General features: G+C 58.2%; 20 protein-coding genes, 2 tRNA genes and 1 riboswitch. Of the genes, 4 read left to right on the forward strand and 18 right to left on the reverse strand.

Annotated features, from left to right (window positions below):
- Positions 1-6: 6 nt before the first annotated feature.
- The 7 genes from xerA to QP442_RS00505 all read right to left on the reverse strand — a co-directional run bounded on the left by xerA (position 7) and on the right by QP442_RS00505 (position 6,530).
- Positions 7-951 (reverse strand): site-specific tyrosine recombinase/integron integrase, encoded by a 945-nt coding sequence (gene xerA / locus QP442_RS00475; RefSeq protein WP_285067988.1) that lies wholly within the window; start codon positions 949-951, stop codon positions 7-9.
- Entirely contained in the window at positions 845-1,819 is a 975-nt protein-coding gene (locus tag QP442_RS00480; protein WP_285069504.1) for a hypothetical protein, read from the reverse strand. The genes xerA and QP442_RS00480 overlap by 107 nt, the downstream gene beginning before the upstream one ends.
- A gap of 619 nt (positions 1,820-2,438) precedes the next feature.
- Positions 2,439-2,514, reverse strand: a tRNA-Ala gene (locus tag QP442_RS00485).
- Positions 2,515-2,720: 206 nt separating this feature from the next.
- Positions 2,721-3,830: a hypothetical protein gene (locus QP442_RS00490; protein ID WP_103632088.1), complete on the reverse strand. Its 1,110-nt coding sequence runs from the start codon at positions 3,828-3,830 to the stop codon at positions 2,721-2,723.
- 210 nt (positions 3,831-4,040) lie between these two features.
- Positions 4,041-4,790 (reverse strand): GNAT family N-acetyltransferase, encoded by a 750-nt coding sequence (locus QP442_RS00495; protein ID WP_103632089.1) that lies wholly within the window; start codon positions 4,788-4,790, stop codon positions 4,041-4,043.
- A gap of 106 nt (positions 4,791-4,896) precedes the next feature.
- Complete coding sequence (locus QP442_RS00500; RefSeq protein ID WP_103632090.1) at positions 4,897-6,126, reverse strand: molybdopterin molybdotransferase MoeA; 1,230 nt, start codon at positions 6,124-6,126, stop codon at positions 4,897-4,899.
- Positions 6,126-6,530 (reverse strand): hypothetical protein, encoded by a 405-nt coding sequence (locus QP442_RS00505; protein ID WP_103632091.1) that lies wholly within the window; start codon positions 6,528-6,530, stop codon positions 6,126-6,128. The genes QP442_RS00500 and QP442_RS00505 overlap by 1 nt, the downstream gene beginning before the upstream one ends.
- 35 nt (positions 6,531-6,565) lie before the next feature.
- Here QP442_RS00505 and QP442_RS00510 point away from each other — a divergent pair, with 35 nt between their 5' ends.
- The 3 genes from QP442_RS00510 (at position 6,566) to mscL (ending at position 8,399) form a co-directional block, all read left to right on the forward strand.
- A complete protein-coding gene (locus QP442_RS00510; RefSeq protein WP_285069505.1) occupies positions 6,566-7,288 on the forward strand; it encodes a 5-formyltetrahydrofolate cyclo-ligase in 723 nt (240 codons plus the stop codon).
- A 68-nt stretch (positions 7,289-7,356) separates the two neighbouring features.
- A complete protein-coding gene (locus QP442_RS00515) occupies positions 7,357-7,977 on the forward strand; it encodes an SAF domain-containing protein (RefSeq protein ID WP_103632092.1) in 621 nt (206 codons plus the stop codon).
- Between the two features lie 26 nt (positions 7,978-8,003).
- Positions 8,004-8,399 carry a large conductance mechanosensitive channel protein MscL gene (gene mscL / locus QP442_RS00520; RefSeq protein ID WP_006680861.1) on the forward strand — a complete coding sequence of 132 codons (396 nt, stop codon included), beginning with the start codon at positions 8,004-8,006 and terminating at the stop codon, positions 8,397-8,399.
- A gap of 155 nt (positions 8,400-8,554) precedes the next feature.
- On the opposite strand, the gene QP442_RS08625 is transcribed toward mscL, so the two are convergent.
- The 11 genes from QP442_RS08625 to QP442_RS00575 form a co-directional block, all read right to left on the reverse strand.
- Positions 8,555-8,743 carry a toxin gene (locus tag QP442_RS08625; RefSeq protein WP_103632102.1) on the reverse strand — a complete coding sequence of 63 codons (189 nt, stop codon included), beginning with the start codon at positions 8,741-8,743 and terminating at the stop codon, positions 8,555-8,557.
- 135 nt (positions 8,744-8,878) lie between these two features.
- A complete protein-coding gene (locus tag QP442_RS00530) occupies positions 8,879-13,123 on the reverse strand; it encodes a prevent-host-death family protein (RefSeq protein WP_103632093.1) in 4,245 nt (1,414 codons plus the stop codon).
- Between the two features lie 94 nt (positions 13,124-13,217).
- The gene (locus tag QP442_RS00535; protein WP_006680858.1) at positions 13,218-14,633 is read right to left on the reverse strand and encodes a L,D-transpeptidase family protein; all 1,416 of its coding nucleotides are present in this window, start codon (positions 14,631-14,633) and stop codon (positions 13,218-13,220) included.
- 315 nt (positions 14,634-14,948) lie between these two features.
- Positions 14,949-15,332, reverse strand: coding sequence for a hypothetical protein (locus QP442_RS00540; protein ID WP_103632094.1), 384 nt, complete (start codon positions 15,330-15,332; stop codon positions 14,949-14,951).
- Positions 15,332-15,526, reverse strand: coding sequence for a hypothetical protein (locus QP442_RS00545; RefSeq protein ID WP_103632095.1), 195 nt, complete (start codon positions 15,524-15,526; stop codon positions 15,332-15,334). Before QP442_RS00545 ends, QP442_RS00540 begins: the two co-directional genes overlap by 1 nt.
- A gap of 404 nt (positions 15,527-15,930) precedes the next feature.
- A tRNA-Arg gene (locus tag QP442_RS00550) sits at positions 15,931-16,003 on the reverse strand.
- Between the two features lie 299 nt (positions 16,004-16,302).
- A complete protein-coding gene (locus QP442_RS00555) occupies positions 16,303-17,166 on the reverse strand; it encodes a purine-nucleoside phosphorylase (protein ID WP_006680854.1) in 864 nt (287 codons plus the stop codon).
- On the reverse strand, positions 17,159-18,640 hold the full coding sequence (locus QP442_RS00560) for a purine-cytosine permease family protein (protein ID WP_442953358.1): 1,482 nt from the start codon (positions 18,638-18,640) through the stop codon (positions 17,159-17,161). Before QP442_RS00560 ends, QP442_RS00555 begins: the two co-directional genes overlap by 8 nt.
- 211 nt (positions 18,641-18,851) lie before the next feature.
- Entirely contained in the window at positions 18,852-19,784 is a 933-nt protein-coding gene (locus QP442_RS00565) for a universal stress protein (protein ID WP_103632097.1), read from the reverse strand.
- Between the two features lie 170 nt (positions 19,785-19,954).
- Positions 19,955-20,692, reverse strand: coding sequence for a C40 family peptidase (locus QP442_RS00570; protein WP_181002102.1), 738 nt, complete (start codon positions 20,690-20,692; stop codon positions 19,955-19,957).
- A 2-nt stretch (positions 20,693-20,694) separates the two neighbouring features.
- A riboswitch (cyclic di-AMP (ydaO/yuaA leader) is annotated at positions 20,695-20,857 on the reverse strand.
- Positions 20,858-20,934: 77 nt separating this feature from the next.
- Entirely contained in the window at positions 20,935-21,612 is a 678-nt protein-coding gene (locus QP442_RS00575) for a metal-dependent transcriptional regulator (protein WP_040318369.1), read from the reverse strand.
- A gap of 231 nt (positions 21,613-21,843) precedes the next feature.
- On the opposite strand from QP442_RS00575, the gene serC reads away from it, so the two are divergent.
- The gene (gene serC, locus QP442_RS00580; RefSeq protein ID WP_103632098.1) at positions 21,844-22,977 is read left to right on the forward strand and encodes a phosphoserine transaminase; all 1,134 of its coding nucleotides are present in this window, start codon (positions 21,844-21,846) and stop codon (positions 22,975-22,977) included.
- The last annotated feature ends 79 nt before the right edge of the window (positions 22,978-23,056 follow it).

The raw sequence follows: 23,056 nt of genomic DNA on the forward strand, positions 1-23,056 counted from the left end.
GCTTTCCTATCCGATGTATCGCCTGTGGGCGTTCTTCACGTTCGTCTGCCTTACCATCGCATACTGCAGCGTGGTGTCGATACGTTTATGCCCAAGCAGGTGCTGCAGCTGTTCAACCGGCATGCCCTTGTCGATGGCCTTCGTCGCGAGCGTCCTGCGGAACTTGTGCGGGTGAACTTTCTCAATGTTCAGCGCTTCCCCCAATTGTCTCAACCTTGCTTCGATTGCGCCAATGCTGAGCCGCCGGTGTGGCGCGTACAAGCCGACGAACAGTGCGGGGTCATCGTCGTCGCGTCGGTCGAGGTAATTGCCCAGGTGAATCTTGGTTCGGGCGTCGAAGTAGGCGACTCGTTCCTTGTTCCCTTTGCCCTGCACAACGCACTCCCGTTCCCCGAAGTCGATGTCTGCCCTGTTCAGTTTGACCAACTCACCCACGCGCATGCCGGTGGACGCCAGCATATCTATCATCGCAAGGTCACGCACTGTTGGGCATCGGTCGCGCATCGTTTCGAGTTCCTCATCGGTGTATATCTCCTTGACCCGGATGACTGCTTTGACCTTGTGGATGCGTCGAACGGGGCTCTTTACGATGTGGTCTTCATCTTCGAGCCATGCAAAGAAGCTGGAGAGGATACGCCGTATGTTGTCGATGGTGATCTGACTTGAGCCACGTTCCTGCTGATACGTGGTCAAGTAGGTGCGTAAATCCTCGGTTCGTATCCTGGTCGCTGAGATCGCCGTGCCGTCAAGCATCGCTGCGATCGTGCGCTCGTAGTAGATGAGCGTCTTCTCTGAACAGCCTTCCAAGCGTTTCGCGGCGATGAAGGTGGCCAGCAGACCATCATCATTGGCTTGCTTCCGTTGGCCTGCCTGCACTTCGTAGCCTTCGGTCACGCGATGCAGGGTGGATTCGAGCTGCTTGAGCTGGGCGTTGTCGAGCACGTTGAGCATGCCTTGCAGAACGTCCGAGATGAGTTGTTGCTTCATGTCGTCCTCCGTCTATGGGGAGAACGCAGGTCGGCGGCTGCTCCCGGCTTGGGTAGCCCCGCCGCCGATGGGAGCACCTAGCTGCAAACGATAATTTATCTGAACTCGCCACCGTCGCCTGACCGTTCATCAGCAACGGCAGCAGCCAGTCGCGTAGTTCCTGTAGCTTCCTGTTCTCTTCCAGATTGTCGTTGCGCATTCTCATAATCGGAGAGACTGCGGATGCGTATGATTGCGCAATGGTCTCGGGTGGAATGACCGTCATCATGCCTTTCAGGGTTTCGTGACGGATGCCCTTGAATATGCTTCCCGTTGAACTCTGTTCGGCCTGTTTCACGAAAGCATCGCTCATGAGATGGCAGTAGACATACTCAGGCGTCGTAACACCGCGTCGCGGTCTGATCGAGAAAACAGATTCGTTGATCTCCCAGTCTCGTGGTTCCTCGTAGATCAGAAAGCATCGCCGAAGCGGTGCGATGCTCGCGAAGAGAATGTCTCCAACCCGCAGATCGGAGCGGCGGCGCACCTTAGCCATCGCTTCCTCGTCGATGTAGTCGCATGAGGTAAAGTCCAGACCGCCATCCTTCGTCAAGTTCTTCACTGTTAGATAAGCGATTCCTTGAGTTCGGAGGTTGAAGTTCTGACGTGGGTTGAGTCCGGTGCGGATTCCGTCGAAGAGTTCTTCGTTAGCTCCGACTCGCCAGTCTAAAGGGATCTCGCGTTTGAGCTGGTCGTTCCAGGCCATTCGTCCGCCGGAAGATCGGTACGGCCTGCCGTTCTCGTCCGGGAAGTCGAATTGCAAGAACCAGTACCCGTAGAGCGTCTGCAACATGACCTGTAAATTATCGTTTTGCGTCGCCTGCACGAGCATCTGCCCAGCAGACAACGCGCGCCACGAAGAACAATTCGACGCCACACTCAACCTTTTGACGGAGTCACCGCGCATCCACCTCCGTGGGTGCGTGCACACCTTCAGTGACGGGTTGACCGAACGACGGCACAAGGTTCGGTGCTGCATCGACTCATCGGATCAGAATGGAGATCCCCTGGCGAAGTCCGACTTCGCGGTGCTATCGCGCCAAATCAAGCAGTAAGCACATGCTCCGACACACCGCAGTCACGTATCAATAGCCGCATCCACTCTTTCCCATAGCCTCAAAGCTACGGGAACCAGCACGCCGATGGGTCCCGCACTTCTCTGTCTATCCGACACCTTTCGGCGGCACTCATACTTTTCGGCGCAAGCCACACTTTTTGGCACTACCCCTTAGAGTGTCATTCGCGATCCGATCGAAGCACCTAAAACGCGCCCAAGTACCCGCTTCCATGCCCGCCCCAGGTCACACCAGAAGCACAACAAACCCCTCGAATTCCTTGTTTTACCTAGTAAAACTCGGAACCCAAGGGGTTCTGTTCGCACTCACACTTTTGTATCAAAATGAGCGTCCTAATGGTGGAGCTAAGGGGATTCGAACCCCTGACCTTCTCATTGCGAACGAGACGCGCTACCAACTGCGCCATAGCCCCAGGTGCCCGTTTAGCATAGCACCCAACGGGCAGCGATGAAAAACCGGGCAGCGATGAAAAACGGAAAACGAAGACTCAGGAACGAGGCACCGATCTCAAACGCTTCGACCTTCGAACGCGCGTAGAGAAGCGCACGTAGTGAACAGAGGCTCACCCGGTGTTCGGGTGAGCCTGCCCAAAAGTCAGAGCGTCAGCACGGGTGTCAGTTACTGCGCGCGACGAGCCTCCAGCACGGCGTCCAAGTCAAGCGCAACAGCCTGGTCTGCGACAACCTGTTCGGTGGTCATGGCGTTCTCGGCGACAGTTGCTGCGATCGGGCGAGCCGGCACGGCCACGCCAACCTTCGGGATTCCGCGGATGTCGGTGTCAATGTGGACCGAACGACCGCTGACGCGACCGCGCGTTGCGTATCGTGGCGCGGGGATCGGGTTGACGGTCCATGTGCGACGCTCAACGGTGGTGCCGGTCAGTGCGAGTTCTTCAGCTTCGTCTTCAGCATTGACGAGGTCCGTCTGAGTTTCACCGCTGACCACATCGGCGGACGCATTGGGCATCTCGATCACGTTGGTGTCACCAGATTCGGCGAGCGAGGTAGAAGCGGATGCTTCCAGCTCAACTTTTTCAAGTGCGTGCGATGCAGGGGAGACCGTCGCGCGAGACGTGGAACGATCTGCGGTGATACCGGCGAAGAGGTCGTCCTTTTGCGCCTTCGGGGCGGGTGCGGATTCTTCCTTGCGGACTCCTCGAGCCGAGGCTGCGTTGCGCAGGTTTTCGAGCAATTCGAGCTCAGCTTCGTTTGCTTTGTCGGAACGAATTGCCGCCATACGCGAGGCAACTAGGGACATGACAAGCAGAGCTGCGGGGATCAGAGTCCAGAGGAAAGACGCCGAAAGAGCGGCACAGACGATGGCGACCAGTCCGGTCAGACCAACGCAGGTGGCGCTGACTCCAAGGCGACGGCGACCTGCAGCCGCTTCAGCGGCGAGGCGCGCAGCGCGACGCGCACGAAGCTTAGCAATCTCACGCACGGCTTTATTTGCGCGGTGCTCGATACGAATCTTCGCATTCATTGCAGCTTGATCTGCCATGGCGATCGTTGCCCTTTGCGTAATTGTGCGACGAACACCGAGCAACTGCCCGGTAGATCGACCGCAGGTTTGGCGGTTGCTTTCATTATTGTTGAGGAGCTTCATGCCCGTTGAGAAACGGTCACTTTCACGGCTGAAAGTTTTCGCATTTTGTCGGGCAGCGAGCAGGGGAATCAGCCCCAGTAGTGTCACTACCGTTGCAATGATGATGATTCCGCCAAACTCCACGGGACAACGCTATGGGTTTTCACATGCGTTTGAATGGTGGGCTGGGCGCGTGTTGTGTTTCCTGCTCAAAGCCACTTTCACACGTGCAACAATCGCAACATCAGCCCCACCAGCCACGCTACAACTGCGCCCTCAGCCCGCATGAAGACTGCGCGTTCAGCCCACACGAAAACCAGGCAACACCACCGGTCGAGACCTCGTACGCGACACCTACCGGCTGATCGCGTGACCGTAAATTTTCTTCACTAATCCACCGGCCGGCAGAGACTCCGTGTCGATCGAAAACGCTTCATGGTCCGCCCACGCGCCGTCGATGTACATGTAGCGCGGTCGCAGGCCTTCACGGTGTAGACCGAGCTTGCGAGCAACTCCCAGCGATGCGCGGTTCTCGGGTCGGATCACAACCTCGATCCTGTGGAGTCCCAGTTCGCCGATAACCAGGTCGATGATCGCCGCGCAGGTGAATGTTGCCAGCCCTCGTCCAGCCCATTTTTCCGCCAGCCAGTAGCCGAGCATCCCCGATGACATCGCCCCGTGCGTCACGTTGGTCAGCGAGAACTGTCCGGCAATCTCGCCGCCGATTTCAAGCTTCATCACCAGCGCCCGCCCCGCGCGTTGAGCCCTGTCGATGGTGCGCGCATATTCGCCAAGCGTCTGGCCTGCGTTGCCGTACGTGTTCGGTGGCAGGGTTGCGTCCCAGGGCTGTAGCCAATCGGCGTTCTCGCGTCGCACTCGGTCGATCGCCGTGTGAGCGCCGGCGAAAGCAGGGCGAATTCGTAGCAATTTCGGGTGCAGTTCCGCCTGCTCTTTCTTGGGTTTCGCACTACCTTCGTGCTCCGCCGATTTCGTCATCGACGAGGCCGCTCGCCCGTGCATGAACCCTTCACCGACTGGGTCGCGGACCTCAAGGCTCAGTTCACCAAGAGTTCTGCCCCAGATCCGGATGAAGTGTCCAAACATGATCTGGTCCTCTACGTAGTCGACGACTGGTCGGGCTGAAGCTAGCGACCGGAAGACAGTAGGTAACGGCTGATCACTAGCAGGTAGCAGCGAGCGGGTCTAAGAATCACTCAAGAACCAAGCACTGCAACATGTCACCCGTACGCACGTTAGTTGTGCTTTCAGGGACAATGGCAAGCGCGTTGGATTCCGCGAGTGCACTGAGCAGGAGCGATGCGGGAGCACCCATGACCTTCGCTTGGTAACCGGTCTTGGGGTCACCGACTAGGCGGACACGAACGAATTCGCGACGGCCTCGCGGTGAGTACCAAGAGCGGTCGACGGCAGCCTTCACGGAGGGTCGGGTCAGCTGGGTCCAGCCCTGCATATGACGAAGTGCTGGGCGAACAAAGACTTCGAAACAGACCTGGGCAGAGACCGGGTCGCCGGGAAGACAGAAGATCGGGGTTCCACCCTCACCGTTGTCGTCGCCCCCGACAGTTCCGACGCCGAGGATGTGTCCCGGCCACGCGGCAATGTTGTCGAAACGAACGGTGCCCAGCGTGGACAGGACCTCGCGGACCGTGTCGCCTGAACCGTGCGAGATACCGCCGGTGGTCAGGATCAGGTCTGCGCGAACAAGCTGGTCTTCGATGGTTTCGCTCAGGACGTGGCGTTCGTCTGGGACCGCGGCAACGCGGAAGGTCTGAGCCCCCGCATCGGCGATAGCCGTTGAGAGGGCGTGACCGTTTGCGTCAAAGACAGTGCCAGGACGCGCTTTTTCGCCGGGTTCAACAATTTCGTCGCCGATGGACAGGATGACGACGCGAGGACGCGGGTGAACGTACACGCGCGAGCGACCCACACCTGCAAGCAACGCGACCTGGCGGGCACCAACGCGGGTTCCCTTTCGCAGGACAATTTCGCCTTCTTCAACGTCTTCTGCCTTTCGGCGAATATTTTCGCCGACTGCTGGCTGGGTTCGAACGTTGACTTGCGCCATGCCATGGTCAGTGAATTCAAGGGCGATCACCGAATCGGCACCGGCCGGCATCGGGGCGCCAGAGGCGATACGAATCGCGGTTCCGGGCACCAGTGCTGCGGGGTTCACGTCGCCCGCGCGAATTTCTTCGGTGACGCGCAGGGAGAGCTCATTGTCGGGGCGAGCGCCGGCAAGGTCTTCGGAACGCACCGCGTAGCCGTCGCGGGCCGCAAGGTCAGCGACCGGAAGATCGAAGGGAGCTTCAACGTCCTCGGCAAGAACGCAGGACACTGCGTCCGCGAGTTGCACGTCCAGTGGTGGCTGCTGGGCTACGGCTGAAAGACAGTCTTGGTAGAACTCTGCAACGCTTCGCATCAGGCCTCATTCGGTTGGGTGTTCAGATATTCACGCAGTGCCGGCCCCATGTCTGGGTCGGTGAGCGCAAAGGCGATGGTGGCTCTAAGGTAGCCGAGTTTGTCGCCGGTGTCGTATCGGGGTTCGTCGATGATGACACCGTACAGTCCGCCACCGTTTTCGCGCGGCGTGGCGATGAGCTGGGCACATGCGTCGGTCAGCTGGTATTCGCCGCCGGCTCCTGGAGTGATGTGTGTGAGCGCGTCGACAACGATGGGGTCACAAATGTAGCGTCCGTCGATCGCTGGGCGCCCGACGTTCGGTAGCATTTCTTTTGGAACAGACTGTGTGATCGGCAGGAAACGGGTACCGCGTCCCGCGGCGGGAACAACCGCGTGGGTGACAGTCTCATGCTGCTCGATCATGCTCTCCACCCTAGTTCGAGCAGGAGCAAAACCGAGTGATACACGAGGACAAAGCCCTCATTCGCGCGAGAATCCGCACACAGCGGAGTCAGCGTCGGGTCTGCACTTCCGCCGATCAGCGTGCGCGTGAACGCGCTCAGTTGGCTGCGTTGTGGCCCGAGGTGCTGGCAGATTTCGGGTTTTCTTCCGCCTCTGTATCCTCTGCGCCAGTTGACGAGACCGCGCTTACCTCTGTGTCCTCTCCCCCTGCTCAGGGCGCGAGTTTTCTTCCCGCTCTCTTCATTTCAAGCCCCAGCGAACCTGACACTGCCGGGCTACTTCAAGCGTGTGAGTGGTGTTTGATTCCCGGCCTCGTCGACCCAGATGGGAAGGCAGCTATTGGCGTGGCCTGGACGTACGTGGATTCGCGCCCGCAGGCGGCAGAGCCAATGGAGGCGAACCTGGAATCTATTGTGTCTACTGGCCCGCGGTTTACTCCTACGCGTATAGAGAGCGCCGACGAATTGGCGAAAGCCGACCTGATCGTTGTACCCGCACTGGCTGTGGATGCGCGAGGAGTCCGTCTTGGGCAGGGTGGCGGATGGTACGACCGGGCGCTCGAGCACGCTCGGCCTGGTGTTCCGATTATCGCCGTAGTCTTCGACAATGAGTTTTTCTCCGATCCTCGCGATTATCTGCCCGTTGAGCCTCACGATCAGCGGGTGAACGGGGTGCTGACTCCCAGCGGTTACACGCGACTTATCCACAATTCGCGCTAAGTGCCACTTATCCACAGTTTCCGTTTCGCTCAGGTGCGAGGCTGCGACTGCGTGCTTTTACTTGAGGTATGACCAGACGCATTTCGTTCACGGCGATCCGCAGGCTTGGACTCGCCATCATCTTCGTGTTCACCATCGGAGCAATCGCTTTGACCTTGCTCCCTCATTCTGGCGGACATCAAGTGCTGATCCTCGCCACCGACATTGAACGCGGGGACGCCATCGACTCTTCAGCGGTCACGCCAATCGAGGTCCCAGAACGGCTCGTCCCCGCCGACGCCATTACCTCGACCGACGTATTACCCGCTACTTGGACAGGAGAGCCAGCCACGAAAGGCACAATCCTCTCGGAAAGCGTCATGGCAGGATCAGCGTTAGGGCGAAGTTTAAAACCCGGACAAAACCTGATTTCTGTCATATTAGATAGGACACAAGTCCCCCCACTTGAGGCCGGAGATTCCGTGGTTTTATGGGGTTTTCCTGACAACTGTGACGTAAACACCTGTTCAGCATCTTTATTGACTAATCAAGCACTTATATCCTCAGTGTCAGTAACCGACGCATCCCAATGGGGATCGTCTGCTACTGCTCGTCTCGACCTCATCGTTGACGAAGCAGTAACCGACACCGTTCTCGGCCACGCCGGGACACATACGCTCGGCCTCGCTTTGGCTACACCACATGGCTAGCGGGACACTTCAATCAGGAGATCACAATGATCCAGGGATTCAAGGAATTCATCTCCAAGGGCAACGCTCTTGACCTCGCAGTCGCCGTCATCATCGGCGCAGCCTTCACCCCCATCGTCACCGCTATCACAGACGTCATCATGGACATCATCGGCGCCGTCATCGGTCAGCCGAACTTCGACTCCGTCCTCCAGTTCACGATCAACGGCTCTGACCCGATTCGGCCGGGCACCATCATCACCGCTGTTGTGAACTTCCTCCTCGTCGCAATTGCTGTTTACTTCGCGATCGTTGCTCCGATGAACAAGATCAAGGCCGCAACCGCTAAGAAGGAAGAAGCTGTAGAAGAAGCACCGGCAGCTCCCTCCACCGAAGAACAGCTCCTCACCGAGATCCGCGACCTGTTGGCGAACAAGAACTGAGACTCAGTTCCTTACACGCGTTCAAGTGGCTCCATCCCTACAGGGACGGAGCCACTTTTGCTATGCACGGATATAAGCTCCCTAGTCCGCTTGTTTAAAGGACAGGCGATGAAGTGACGGGAGAGGCCTTTTCAATAGGAGAAAACGAAGAGCACCTAAGCGCGCGCTTGGGCGTGAGGCGGAACGTTGTCCAGCAGACGACGATCATTCGCCCCATCCCCACGATCCGGTGAATCCGCGAACGAACCTGCCCTGCGATCGTCGGGGTGAACGCGATCCTCCCACGATGGCGCGACCCCGTGAGCAATCAACTTACGATCCACGTCAGACACGAAAGTCGCCACGCGACGACGCTTCTTCGTACGCTCAACAGGCGCAGTCTGATCGACAGTCGCTCTCTGCTCAGCAGAAACTCGCCGATCAGAGGGAGTGAACGCGGGCGAATCAGTCGAGACGCTCAGGTTTTCAGACACCATGAATCACTGTTCGTCAGGGGCAGCCGGACGAGTCCTGCGCACGACGTTGCCCAGCACCGCATCAGACTGGAAACCGCGACGAGTAATCCCCAAAGCGTCACGCAACTCGTCAATCAACTCATTGAACGAGCGATCGACGCCGTCAGAGCGGATCCACATCGCCATCTCATCAAGCTGATCATCAGAGTAGGCCGCCAGTGGCAGGCCAGGGGCGATCGCCGGACGCGGACCACGCGCCGTCTCAGGCTGATTCGCAACGATGATCTCGAGCATGCCCGTAATCACCTCGTCAGCGCGCTCGCGGGCATCCATCTGATGATCCGACTTCGCAGGCTCCGTGACTACGTCATCCGTCTGTGCCCCAACGCCACCGGATTCAGCCGGTTCTTCCAGGACGATCTGTACCTCAGGCTCAAGAACTACCTGCTCGCTGGGAGCCAAGACCGGAGCGGGGGCCACAGCAGGACCCGCATCGCTAGATGCAACTTCAGGAGCGTTCAAGCCAACCAACGTATCCGGGCCAGAGGTATCCACGTCTACAACCATCGGGACCTCGACAACCTGTTGGTCAGGCACACCGTTGATTTCATCCACCGCATCCAAAACAAGCTGAACAATCGTGTTTGCTTCCTTTGCCGGGTCAATGAAAACGGCCATCGATAACGCCGTATGGACCTTCCAGCCCTGGGCTTCAAGCATCGCCGGCCACATACGGTCACGGACACGCAAGGACGGCTCCGCCACATACGCTTCATCATCAGTCAAAACCGCGACAAGCAGTCGACCGGGAACCTCCGGGTGGCCAATCGCAAGCGGAATACGCATTCCACCCGGGATACCCACGTTCGGGACTACCTCAAGCCCCATCGAATACAGGCGTTCTGCCAAGTCAATCAGCAGACGATCCGGTTCAGCTTCCAGAACCGGCCACCCTCCATTCCCCACACCGGACTGACCTTCGCCAATCTCAATCAGGTTGTAGAGCATCTGGGCGCCTTCAGCGGAAAGACGCGACGGATCGATATCGCCGGAGTGAATCGAAGAAATCAACGTCAGATCACCACGCACCGCACGCAAAACATCCGACATTGCCGACAGCCCGTTCTGGCTGGAGAAGACACCGAAATCATGGATCACACGCCCGTGCGGGGTCTTTGCAAAACCAACGGAAATGATGATCCGATCGCGACTAAAACCACGAGCGCCGCCAGGATCCACGACAGCGAACGGCTGAGCGGTTGCTTCGTCGAAGAAGGATGCCAGTCCGGGTTCCGAGGCTCGGACTTTCTCGATCGCGCGCTGAATGCGATTCGCGTGCGTAGTTGACAGGGCGATCACACCCAGCGAACGTTCCGGCTGAGACACGGCGTGCTCGATGACCTGTTCAACGACAGCATCGACTTCCGCGGTGGTTGATTCCACTGCGTGAGAACCCGGAGCGGGCATACCGGAGCTTTCGCACCAGAACGCCGTAATCGGAGCGGCTGCAGCCGTCCACGGGACCGGGACACCCGTATGGTCGATGCCATGGCGAGCAAGAAGCAATGCAACCTGGTCATTCAAACGCGTCGGTGCAACGTCCATTCGCGTCGTTGGTAGAACACTGGCCAGCACACGCGCCGCCCCACCTTCGTGAGCGCCAGACAAGTCTGCCAGTACAACAACTTGGCGAGCACGAGCAATAATCGGGATCAGTTCAACCAGTGGCAGATCATCAATATCGTCCAGGATCAGCAGGTCAACATGATGTCCGGCCTTGACGATCGCGGGAACCAACGTAGGAACCGTGAACACCACTGGCACCAGGTAACGGACCAGGGGAAGAGCGTTGTAGAAATCAAGCGCGCCAACGGGCGTGCCCGAAGCCAATAGAGCTTCCAGTTGTTCTTGCTGGTCCGGGCGTGTCGCCATCGCCTGTAAACGCAACCTGCGAAGCTGACCCAAAACCTGCGGAGCCAACGTATTCACCTGGGCAAGATCCAGGGCACGACCAGACTCAAGCGTGGCCTCAAGATGAGCGGGGTCGAAACCACCCAGTTGCGGATCGCTTGCCAGCATCAGGCCAAGAATTGATGCCCACCACGCCAGATCCAGTTCTGAATCCACCATCTCGTCATCAACGTGACGATCACGCAAGTCTTCAGCCAGCGACGCCAAACCTGCACCCTTGAGCTTCTTCAGCACTGTGACGCGACGTGGCAGTTCACGTGCACCTTCGGGATCAGTATCCAAGGACTCGAACAACGCCGCCAGATCAACGATCGTCATCTCTTCGAAGTTCTTATGACCCGTCGAGAACATCGGGCGCAGAGCCTTCAGATCATCCTGAATGCTTGTCGTCAATTCGATCGCTTCATTCATACGGTTCGGCAAAGTCGGCCAACCGTCGCCACCGGTATGGTCGCGCCACACATCGCGACGTTCCTGCACCTTGAGGAGTTCAGCGTGCAGGTCCGAAACATGCGTTCCAGGACGAACAAAGTCCTGGGCTCGTTTCAACAGACGCGTCCGTTCTGAACGCTTCATCGTGATGCCGTGGGCGGCACGCCACTGCTTCGACGCAGTCGCAATCACCATGTCAGCAGCCGAGTTCTCAAAGATCTGCGGAGTGAAAATATCAAGAACGTCGCGAACACCCTCAAACATATGCAGTTGAGCGAGCCACTGAGACAGCGTTGTCGCAGTTCGAATATCCGCTTCACCCGCAATCGTGCTGATACGAACACGAAGTTCAGGCAAGCTTTCCGTTGCCAAACGATGAACGCGCAACAAAACGTCAGGAACCTGCTCGTCCGACGAAATAACAACGCCCTTCCATGCGGTATGCGCCGTTGCGCGTGCAAAAAGACCCAAGTTCGAGGCCTCGTGCAGAAGCTCCCTAGCCTTCGCACCCTGATCCTGAGCAATATCTAACAGAACATCCTCGCGGAAACGAACGCGGGTAGAAGGGCTCGGATGCGCGCTTGTCAGGTCTGTCAGCACCTGAAGAGCCTCGTACGCACTTGCCCCAAATGCGCGGAACGGACGATGCAAGTACGTCGTGTACGACGACAAACGCGAACGCACATCGCGCAGCTTGGTACGTATCTCGTCCACTTCACCCATATCCGCAACCGGGGACGTATCGGTCATCACCTGATGGATGCGCGCACGGATTTCAGACCCGTCCGCGGTAGTGCCATCCAGACGGACCCCCGCTTCACTCAACCCCAAGGAACGCAGACGCTCTTCAGCCATCGTCGTACGCGACGGCGAACCCCCCAAGTGGATCACGCGCCTACCATAGGCCGCACTATCAGCAAGAATCGCGCCCACCAGCGCAGTGTCATCCGAACCGTGAGGCACATCCACAACGAAAGAACGACCCGAAGCAACAGCTTCAACAACATCCTGCTGCTGAGGCGTCAAATCGCCTGCGCCACGTTCTTTCCACGGATCGCGATCGGTTGGAACAGAATCCGGCAGTACGCGATGAGTGTTCTGGCGAGCTTCCTGATCGCCAGCCAGAGCACGCACAATATCCGAGCTCAAAATATGCTCAGCATTGTCATACTCGCGGTGCAGCTGAGAAGCCGGATGCTCGAACAGGCCGATAATGAGTTCGTCACGAAGCTCAAACTGGTCAAGATGACGACCCAACTCGCGGACCTTCGCCAGCGCCTTGGATGAAGAGAACCCGTGGATAGATGTCGCTTCATCAATCAACGCCTCAGCATCGACTGCGACTCCGCTCTTCAACAGAGCTGACGTGATCGTGTTGTCCAGCTTGTAGCCAGAAGCCAGACGAATCGTCACGTCATCAGGTTGGTCTTCAAGAAGAACAGGGCGAAGCAGGACAGCAGAGCTGGCCCATTCGCCAGCATTCATCCATCGGGCGTAGCCGATAGACATGTGAACAGTTCCCACACCGTGGCGTGCAGTGAGCTCACTTGAACGCGCCATGATTGCGCGCGCATGATCCAAGCCTCGTTTCAAGGCGGAAGGCTCACGGATGAGAAGGGACAGACGCGTCGGCTGGTCAGCGTAGAGCTTTGCAAGCCCACCTGGGTGCGGAGCGCCGATAGTCAGACGAGGAGCATCCGCACCATCAATGCGAGTCCGGCGAAGCAGGTCATCTTGCCACACAGTCAGTTGATCGCGAAGACGCTGGTGCGTGTTCGGCTGGGCTGACTCCTCTGTCGGCGCAACAGGAGTCTGTTGCTGCGACGAGGGCGTTCGTGAATGACGTGAGAAAAAACTAGAGGCCACGATTCCACGGTAGTGGAGTGGCCTCGGTTTTCAACGGAGGCGTTGCCGTGTAGGGGCAGATTCCCCTACGCGGCAACGCGTCTCACAATTGATGTCAGTAGTGAGTGACGACGGCAGTACCGGAATCAGCCCAGCTGAAGACGTAGTGTGCTTCAGCGACGGGCAGGTTCACACAACCGTGCGAACCACCAACGGAGCCTAGTCCAAACTGGCGAACCCACGGAGCACCGTGGATCGCGTAGGAACCGGTGAAGTAGGAAACCCACGGCACATCCTTCGCGCAGTAGGGCCACTCGGGGGTACAACCCATGTCCTGCTTCTCGTACTTCAGGTAGATGTGGTAGGTACCGGTGACGGTCTCATGACCGGGGGCGCCGTGGTTGACCGCAATGGGGTCGTGGACAACGGTCTGGCCTTCGTAGGCGGTCAGGCGGTTCGTGGTCAGGTTAATATCGATCCACTTTTCACCCTCATGCATGGCATATGGGTAGGCTTCGTAGCCCGCCATAACGGGGCGCGTTTCAGTGGGTGGCGGAACCTTGTCATAGTCGAAGCTACCCGAGTAGTCGGTCCCAGCATTCAGGGCAGCAACCACATCGGCGCCCACCTGAGCGGAGTTGTTGACGGCTTCGCCTTCCTTGCCGGGCATCGATTCGGCCAGGACATTACCGGCGCCATCAACGTTGTTGATTGCCGGGGTTGGGGCAACGTTCGTTGCTTCAGCAGTCTTATCAACCCATGCCTGGACAGCTTCAGGATCGATGGAAGGGGTTCCTTCTACGTCATCAACGCCGGGCAGAGCAACCCACGCTGCGCGGTCGACGGTTTCGGCAGTGTAGTCCTTAATACCGTCACTGATCGTCACCGAGTGAGCAACAAGAGCGGTGGCTGCGTCGGCAACCTTTTGAGCTTGCTTGTCAGACACAATCGGGTCCTGCGTGGACGGCGAAACGGAGATTGCCTGTGAGGACAGAGTCTGCAACGCCGTGGCCACAGCATCATTCAGCGGCTGGGCATCAATCGCGATACCAGGTACCCCGGGGGTCACAACGAACGCACCCTGCTCATCGACTGAAACGGTCGCCGACTTGGGGGCCTCGCCGACGGACTTCACCAGGGAAGCCATGTAGGCGTTGAAGGTTTTCTTATCAGTAGAGGAAACAAGGGGGTAGTCGCTACGCTTGAACAGGCCAACGAAGCGTTCCCAGACGGAATCCGAAGAAGCCAGAACTTGATCCGCTGACGCTTGCGCATCAACGGTGACGCCCAGATCTGCAAGCGATGCCTTTGACGGGGTACCGTCAACATCTATGTCAATTGAAACCTGGGAGGCCTGATCGTTGATCCATGCGACAAGCTCGTCACGATTCATCGCGTTGACATTGTGTCCGCCAACGGATGCGGTCGGAAGAGCTTTATCAGAGTAGTAGCTGGCGTACGCCGTGCCGGCACCACCGACAACAACTAATACTCCAATGATCGCTGCAATCAGCCATTTCATTCGGGTCATGCGTCACTGCCTTTCATTCCGCTCACAATCGTAATGGGCTGATGCTTGCTGAGGAAAGTCGTTGAGTTGTCAAACACTGTTAATGTCGCCTCAGTCGACATTTCTTTTTTCACAATCGTTCCACTCGGGTTAACCTGCCTGTCACCGCTAAGGTTGCGCCAATCGCTTCTGGCACACACTTTAAGTTCGTCGCCCTCGAGGATCCGCTACAGTCCGACTACACCGAAGGCAAGGTTGACGCGCTGACGCTGAATGACTCCACAGTTGATTCCAAGTAGTACACCGCGACTGGAGGTCAGAAAGTCTCCGTCGACTTCAACCAAGCGCAGATCGCCACCGGCGAATAAGAGCACCGATGCACTCACCAACAATGGCAGGCACGAAGTACATCAGCGTGAACACCGCAAGGTCGCCCCAATCTCTGGGCGAGGTCAGGCCAAACGCCTCGGGAACTGAGACAACGAACGCAATAGTCGTCACGACGGCAAGGAGCACCGGGCGCCAGAATCGAAAACCCCAGCGATACGCGGACACCATCGCGCACACGTAGGCAACAAGCGGCAGGACAATAAACATTCCCGACAGCCCTTTTTCATCGTCAATCATCGTGCGCATGGCATCAACGTGGAACAGCAGGAATTGATATCCCACCTGCACGACGAATACGACGAGCAACAAAATCCATTCGGCGCGACGCATCACTGCACCTGCCAGATCAGGAAGCCCCGCAACGCGATACCCGCATAGAAGAGCACGGGAACTCCCACGCCACTGACAATCAGCGCCACGACTGCTTTCGGAGTGAAAGGTGCGGGCGCGTGCCGGTCAAAGCGAGTCGGTATCTGCTGTTCGGGCGACGGGGCGGCCGACCCGAGGGGCTCGAGCTCTTCCATAGTCCAAGCGTACAGTCAGCACCTCGTTCACGGAAGAGGTGCCTCTGTATCGCTTGAAACGTCCGAAGTGAACGCGTCAGACCTCACCCCACCCCTAACCCGCACCTCGTCGAGCGTCACCACCTACACCTCACGCGACACAACCACGCGTTCCAAGCCCAAACCGTCGCACCAGGTGCAGTCCGTGCCAGAGAACTGGCACCCATTTAAGAAGCGGAACAAAACCCAGGACGCTTCAAGCACGGCTCCGCGAGACCATCGAGACCGCAACCCGCACCTACGCGCGCACGCCTACGAGTTCTAATCGAGGGCAAAGAGAGTAGATAGGAACGTAGATCGGGGTTCTGAGCGGCTTTTTGGCTCAGAACCCCGATCACTTTTCGTTGATATTCCAACGTTTCTTGTGCCCCCGAGACGATTCGAACGTCCGACACCCGCTTTAGGAGAGCGGTGCTCTATCCCCTGAGCTACGAGGGCTTAGCCAGCCATATCCTGCGCGCGAACGCGCCGGCAGTCTGAGCGCCTCCAACTCTACCAGCCTCGCCGACTTTCGCTCCACGCGCGAGCGCACAGCACCGGACGCCAGTTGTACGTATGGCCTCGTCAATCATCCGCTAGCGCGCAGTGCACACGCCCGCCCCTCATCCACGAGGCCGCGTACACCGCCACACCACTCCCCCATCGCCGGCGCAGAACACCACCGCACAAAACCCCGCCGAAACACACTGGTGGGGTAAGGCCGAAGCCTCACCCCACCAGAAAACGAGTACTACGAATCAGAGGGCAGCCAAGCACTCGATAATCGCGCTAGCAACCTTCGGAGACGCGACGCTCATGGCGCGCAGAACATCCTCGTGTTCAGTTGGTGTGTCGTCAAAACTGAGGTCGGAGACGACGGACAGACCGCCAACCTCGACGCCCAGCTGGTGGAGCGAGATCGCTTCAAGGATCGTGCTCATACCAACGGTGTCCACACCATTGTTCGCGAGCATCCGCGATTCAGCTGCCGTCTGGAACTCCGGGCCGCGCAGCAGGCCGTACGTGCCCACGCGGTCGCTAATCGGAGCCAGGATACGCGTAATGCGTGGCGACCAGACCTGCCAGATGTCGGTAAACACCGGGCCCTCGAACGGGGAAACACCAGAGAAATTGAAGTGATCTTCAATCGTCATCACGTCGCCCACTGTCCAGTTACGCAGGCATCCGCCAGCATTCGTCAGAATCGCGACCGTGATGCCGGTCATCGCGCAGACGCGGACCAGCTGGCAGACCTGTGTCGGCGTATAGCCCTCGTACAGGTGGACGCGACCGGTAGCAACCAAAAGGTGCTTCTCACGACCACCGTGCACATTCACGCGCACGCTCAGCAATTCAGCGCCGTGACCTTCAACCGCCGGAACCGGAACGCCGGGAAGGTCTGCCAAGGGCAGGCGAGCCTCGATTTTCCCGATTTCGTCCAGCGCATCACGCAGACCAGAGCCAAGAACGACAAGCGCGTCGTGGCGTTCAACGCCGGTGCGCGTTGCGATCAGCTGAGCACCCTCGCGCACCTCGTCCACTGCCAGCGGGTCACGCTGGAAGCAGTAGTCCAACGCTTCACTACGCACAGCATCCACAACGGCAACCGATAAATCAGGCACTGCGGTTTTCCTGAGCAGCGATCTTCTTCATGGAAGCCAGCAGGTAAACAACGTAGCCGATGATCAGAGCAAGGATGACACCGATGTTGCCGTATGCCCACGGGCCTTCCTTACCACCGAGCATCCACAGCAGGTAGCCCTGCCAGTTGTTCCATGCGGCAGCCTCAGCGAACGAGTTGATCACGAAGCCCCAGCCGATCACGCAAGAGACGGCCATGATAACGATGGACACCCAGTTGATCGAACCGTAGATGCCGGAAGCATCGAACAGGGCCTTCTCGTCGTAGTCAGCCTTACGCAGAGTAATGTCAGCCATCATGATGCCTGCCCATGCGGCGAGCGGAACACCCAGGGTGATCAGGAAGGACTGGAACGGGCCGATAAAGTCCGGGGAGAAGAACACGACGAAGATCGTGCCGGCGGTCAGGATGATACCGTCGATCAGCGAAGCCAGCGGACGAGGCACCGCGATGCCCAGCGTCAGCAGGGTCAGACCGGAGGAGTAAATACCGTTGATCGCACCTGACAGCAGGGACAGGATTGCGGTCAGCAGGAACGGAATGAGGAACCAGGTCGGCAACAGGGTGGCCAGTGCACCAACCGGATCGCCACCGATGGCGTCGGACAGGTCAGCGTCAGAACCGGCAAGCATGAGGCCGAAGGTGATCAGGACGACCGGGCCGAGCGAGCCACCGAAAGTGTTCCAAAAAACGATGGACTTACCATCGGCGTCGCGACTCTGGTAGCGCGCCCAGTCAGCAGCAATGTTGACCCAGCCAAGACCCATGCCGGTCATGACCATGGTGGCGGCACCGATCGTTGCAGCCAGTGAACCGGATTCGATTGCGCCGAGTGCGGACCAGTCGATGTGCGGGACGACCAGGATGATGTAGATGATCGTAGTGATACCGGTCAGCCAGGTGAGGACTGCCTGCATCTTCATGATGATGTGGTAGCCGGCAACTGCGCCGAGAACGATGAGCGCTGCGACGACAACGGCGGCAACGATCTTGACGGCGTTGCCGTCTTCGCTCGACCAGCCGAGGCGGACGAACACGGTGGAGGTCGCTAGGACGGCGGTGATGGCGAGGGAGGTTTCCCAGCCGATAGAGGTCAGCCACGAGAAGATACCGGGGATCTTCGCGCCGTTCACGCCGAAGGCGGAGCGGGACATGACCATGGTCGGTACGGAGCCACGCTTACCGCCAAGGGCGATGACGCCACAGATGATGAAGGAGACAACGACACCAATGATGGTGACGATGACTGCCTGCGCGAAGGAAATTCCGAAGCCGAGAACCCAGGCGCCGTAGCTCATGCCGAACACGGAGATGTTCGACGCGAACCAGGGCAGGAACAGGTTATGGGGCTTAGCGGTACGTTCTTCGTCGCTGATGATTTCAATGCCGGCAGTTTCGATGCCGGACTGGGAAACGGAGCGGGTTGCGTCCGCTACCATTTCTGGCGTGCTCATAGACGTTCCTTGTCTGTGTAGATCAGGGCGAACCGCAGGATCGGTAGTTCGCACCGAATTAGACTAGACCATTCTTGACTATGAGTGACGTTCCCTCGGCCACACGCCAGAAAACCTTGTGGCAACACAATGGTGTCTGGGCGGGGACCCGCCCAGACACCATCCATCAAGACAACGCGCTCTTCGCGCGAGCCATCGGCTGAGTCAAGCGTCAGCGACGCTCCCACGTCGGAGCCTTCGCTGATTCAGCCTTGCCCAGGTGATCAGACGGAACAATCATCACGGGGCATGTTGAGTGACTGAGTACCGTCTGCGCGGTCGAGCCGAGCAAGACGCCTGCCAAACCACCGCGGCCTCGTGTACCGACAACGACCAGATCAACTGCTGTCGAGAACTCAATCAACAGCGAAGCGGGCGACCCGTCCAGCGCATGGCGCGCAACCTCCATGTCGCGACCGTCAAGTGCCTGGTCAATGGCGGCACCCATTGCGGTGCGGACATCTTTCAACAGGTTGGAGTGATCCAAACCGGTCGGCGCCCACGTCATCATGGACGTGCTCGAAGCAATCGGAACAGCCGAAACAGCGGTCAGTCGAGCACCCCATGTGGATGCTTCATCAATCGCGCGACGCAAAGCCGACGAGGGAACCTCGGTACCATCCACACCGACAACGACACGTTCGATCGGCATGAAGCACTTGCCGGACGTATGGCGAGGAACGATGACAACCGGACACTTCGCGTGTGCCGGCAACGCGGACGAGACCGTGCCGAGAAGACGATCAGCAAAGGAACCGCCTCCACGCGAACCGACAACAACTAAATCAACTTCGCGTGACATTTCAACCAGAACGCCCGCCGGGTCACCCGGCTCAATAGATGAAGTGACCTTTCCTAGGCCACGCTCTTTCGCCGCTGCGACCGCTTCTTCAACGACCTGCTGGGCGCCACGCTTCAGAGCTTCATCGTCAAGAACCGCGTAGCCACCATCCAACGCCGCCGCTGAATAGGATGCCAATGCGTAGGTACAGAGAACGTGGACACGCCCGCCCGTGCGTAGTGCGCGGTCAGTGGCCCATTTGACGGCCGCGATGGACTCCGTTGAACCATCAACGCCGACCAAGATGACTTCGGTGGATGCCATAATGCCCCCTCGTGACTTACATCACCTACCATTGTGCACCACATCGCGATTTTCCGAAACCGAAAATAGAACTTTTACCTGTTCAAGAGGGTTTTAGACAAAAAACTAGAGCAAAAGAACCGAAGTTCTTTCGCTCTAGTTGAAGTATGCGCTCTTAACGAACGTTGAGCTCAGTAACGAACGAACATGCCACCTGCACGAACGGGCGAAACCTTAGAGAGAGAACCCGGGACGGTGGCTTCCACCATCTGGCCGTTACCAATGTAGATGGCAACGTGACCCGAATAAGCAACCAGGTCGCCAGGCTGAGCTTCGCCGGCCGAAACCTGGATACCACCGGCAGCCTGCGCGCCGGAGGAGTGCGGAAGGCTGATTCCCGCAGCGGCATATGCCAGCATGGTCAGACCCGAGCAGTCAACACCACCGTAGGAAGCGCCACCGTAGACGTAGGGAATACCGGTCAGAGCAAGAGCAGCGGCTACAATAGAAGATCCGGCAGCGTTGTACGCAGCAGCGGTTGCAGCGGTTGAAAGGCTGAGGTCTTCACGAGCCTCGGAACGATCCGCGGCGACAGTTTCTTCAGCGACCGGAGTAGCGGCAGCAGGAGCTTCTGCGGTCGCGGTCGGAGCTTCTGCTTTCCATTCAATATCCGCAACGGAAACGGTGACACCAGTTGCTTGAGGAGCAGTGGTCGTGGTGGGAGTAGCTTCTTGATCACCACTAGGAGCAGAAACGGTGACAGCGTTTGCGGCGCCACCAACAACTGCAGTCAGAGCAAGACCGGTCACGGATGCAATTGCCGCCGGACGGATCGGGCTGAGCGACGTGATCGTGTCGGTCAGTTCCACGATCGGCACCATTGGGCGACGTGCCTTGCGGTGACGTGGCGCAGGTTTGAGGTTCGTCAAGAGTGTTCTCCTTTTGCACCTTCGAGGTCAGCTGTCGGATTCGAGCAGGAGAGCCCGGCTTGGTTTCCCAAGCTTCACCCCAAGGCCACAAGGGCCGAATTGGTTCCCCCGAGTTGGATCAAATGAACCGGATCCTTCACGATCCAACTTCGGTAAATGAAGGACGGCTGGCCTATCGACCGTTATGAACTCTATACCTTTGACCCCCAAATGTCACGCAAAGGTAACGAAGTGGAGTCAAATCACATTTCGACTACTAGATGTGGTGCCAGCGCCAGAGGAATTCGGAAGCTGGAATCACTGTCAGAGGCATCCTGATCGGCGCGCGCAATCCGCACATAATCGCCTTCTCCGCGCAGGATAATGCTGACTCCAGGACCAATCTTTGCCGCGGCAAAATCAGCGATGATGTCATGTTCAGCCTGGATAGGTTCACCGATACGAACGAGTCTCACAATTTGGTCGTCGTGGGCACGCGCCACAAGTTCCGCAGACTGCCCACTGACCTCGACGCCCATTCCAGGAATCGGGTTACCGTAAGGATCCGTTGTCGGATCCTTCAAGAGCTCAAGCAGACGACCTTCGACCTTGTCGGACATGACGTGTTCCCAACGGCATGCTTCATCGTGGGCACACGCCCAATCCAAACCGATGACATCGACCAGGAGTCGTTCAGCCAAGCGATGCTTACGAACGACCTCTACAGCCCGCTTACGGCCTTCTTCAGTCAGCTCCAATCGACGATCACCCAGAACGTGCAGAAGCCCGTCGCGTTCCATGCGAGCAACGGTCTGCGAAACAGTCGGACCTGAGTGATCAAGTCGTTCAACGATGCGTGCACGCAGGGGCGTCACCCCATCCTCTTCCATTTCAAAAATGGTCTTGAGGTACATCTCGGTGGTGTCGATGAGGTCTCCCACGGCGGTTCCTTTCCTACGATGAACCCCTGCACGAATCGTGCATCGTTCAAAGGTTTTCAGGTACTTAAGAGAATATGAGTTATCGAGTATTTTTACCTGACGATTGTCATTTCCGTTGATATTGCGCCAAACGGTGGACAGGCATACGCGGTGAGCACCCACGGTATTTAGCACCATGTGTGTCATGGAATATGTTCCGCGAGCGCATCTAATGCGACTAAGTTTGAGCCTATGGAGACATTCCCCCCGATTCCTGTTTCTATCCTTCCTGCTGACGGCCGCTTTGGTTCCGGCCCGTCGCGTGTGCGCCCGGAGCAGATTGATGCGTTGAAGACGCCTAGGTTGATGGGGACCTCGCACCGCAAGTCCCCGGTGAAGAATGTTGTCCATTCAATCCGCGAGGGATTGACGACCTTGTTCAGTCTTCCCGATGACTATGAAGTCGCCCTTGGCAACGGTGGCGCCTCAGCGTTTTGGGACGTGGCGGCGGCCTCGCTCATTCGCAAGCAGGCCGCGTTCGCGACCTTCGGGGAGTTCGGCGCAAAATTCGCCAAAGAGGTGGACAAGGCCCCGCATCTCGCCGACGCGCTTCGCGTTGAAGGTCAGCTGGGCACCGTTGTCACGCTCACGGGGAACGAGGCCGGGACCGCTGGGGAAGAACCCGATGCTTTTGCTTATCCGCACCATGAGACCTCGACGGGCACGATCAGCCGGGTGAACCGTACCGGTGGTGAAGACGCATTGACGCTGGTGGATGCGACCTCGATCGCCGGCGCTGCGCACGTTGATATTGCCAACACCGACGCCTATTACTTCTCTCCCCAAAAGGCTTTCGCCTCTGACGGTGGCCTGTGGGCGGCGATCCTCTCCCCTGCAGCCGTCGAACGCGCACAAGAATTGCATGGGGCGACCGACCGTTGGATGCCGACCTTCTTCGACCTTTCGGTGGCGATTTCTCACTCGCGTAAGGATCAGACGCTGAATACGCCGGCTGTGGCGACGCTGATCATGATGGATCAACAAATCCAGTGGATGAATGCCGGTGGTGGCTTAAAAACGATGGAAGCGCGCTCTCGCGCCGCTTCCGACCTGATTTACGCCTGGGCCGACGCCTCGTCAGTTGCTCACCCCTTCGTTGAGAATAAGGACTGGCGCTCCCCCGTTGTCGTCACCGTTGAATTCGACGACGTGGTCGATGTGAAGGTCCTGTCTGACGGCCTGAGAGCATCGGGCATCGTCGACATCGATGCCTACCGCGGGGTTGGTCGCAACCAGCTCCGCATCGCGACATGGCCCTCGACTCCAACTTCGGACGTCGAAGCACTTCTGGAGTCGATCGATTGGGCGCTCGAACGAGCACTGTGACCCCAAAGGTCAGCCCAGGCCTCGTCGATCGCGATAATCCACCGCAGAGAACGTGGACGCAAGCTGGAACATAACGAGG

The sequence above is a fragment of the Pauljensenia sp. UMB1177 genome (assembly GCF_030217965.1).
Taxonomy (GTDB): domain Bacteria; phylum Actinomycetota; class Actinomycetes; order Actinomycetales; family Actinomycetaceae; genus Pauljensenia; species Pauljensenia turicensis_A.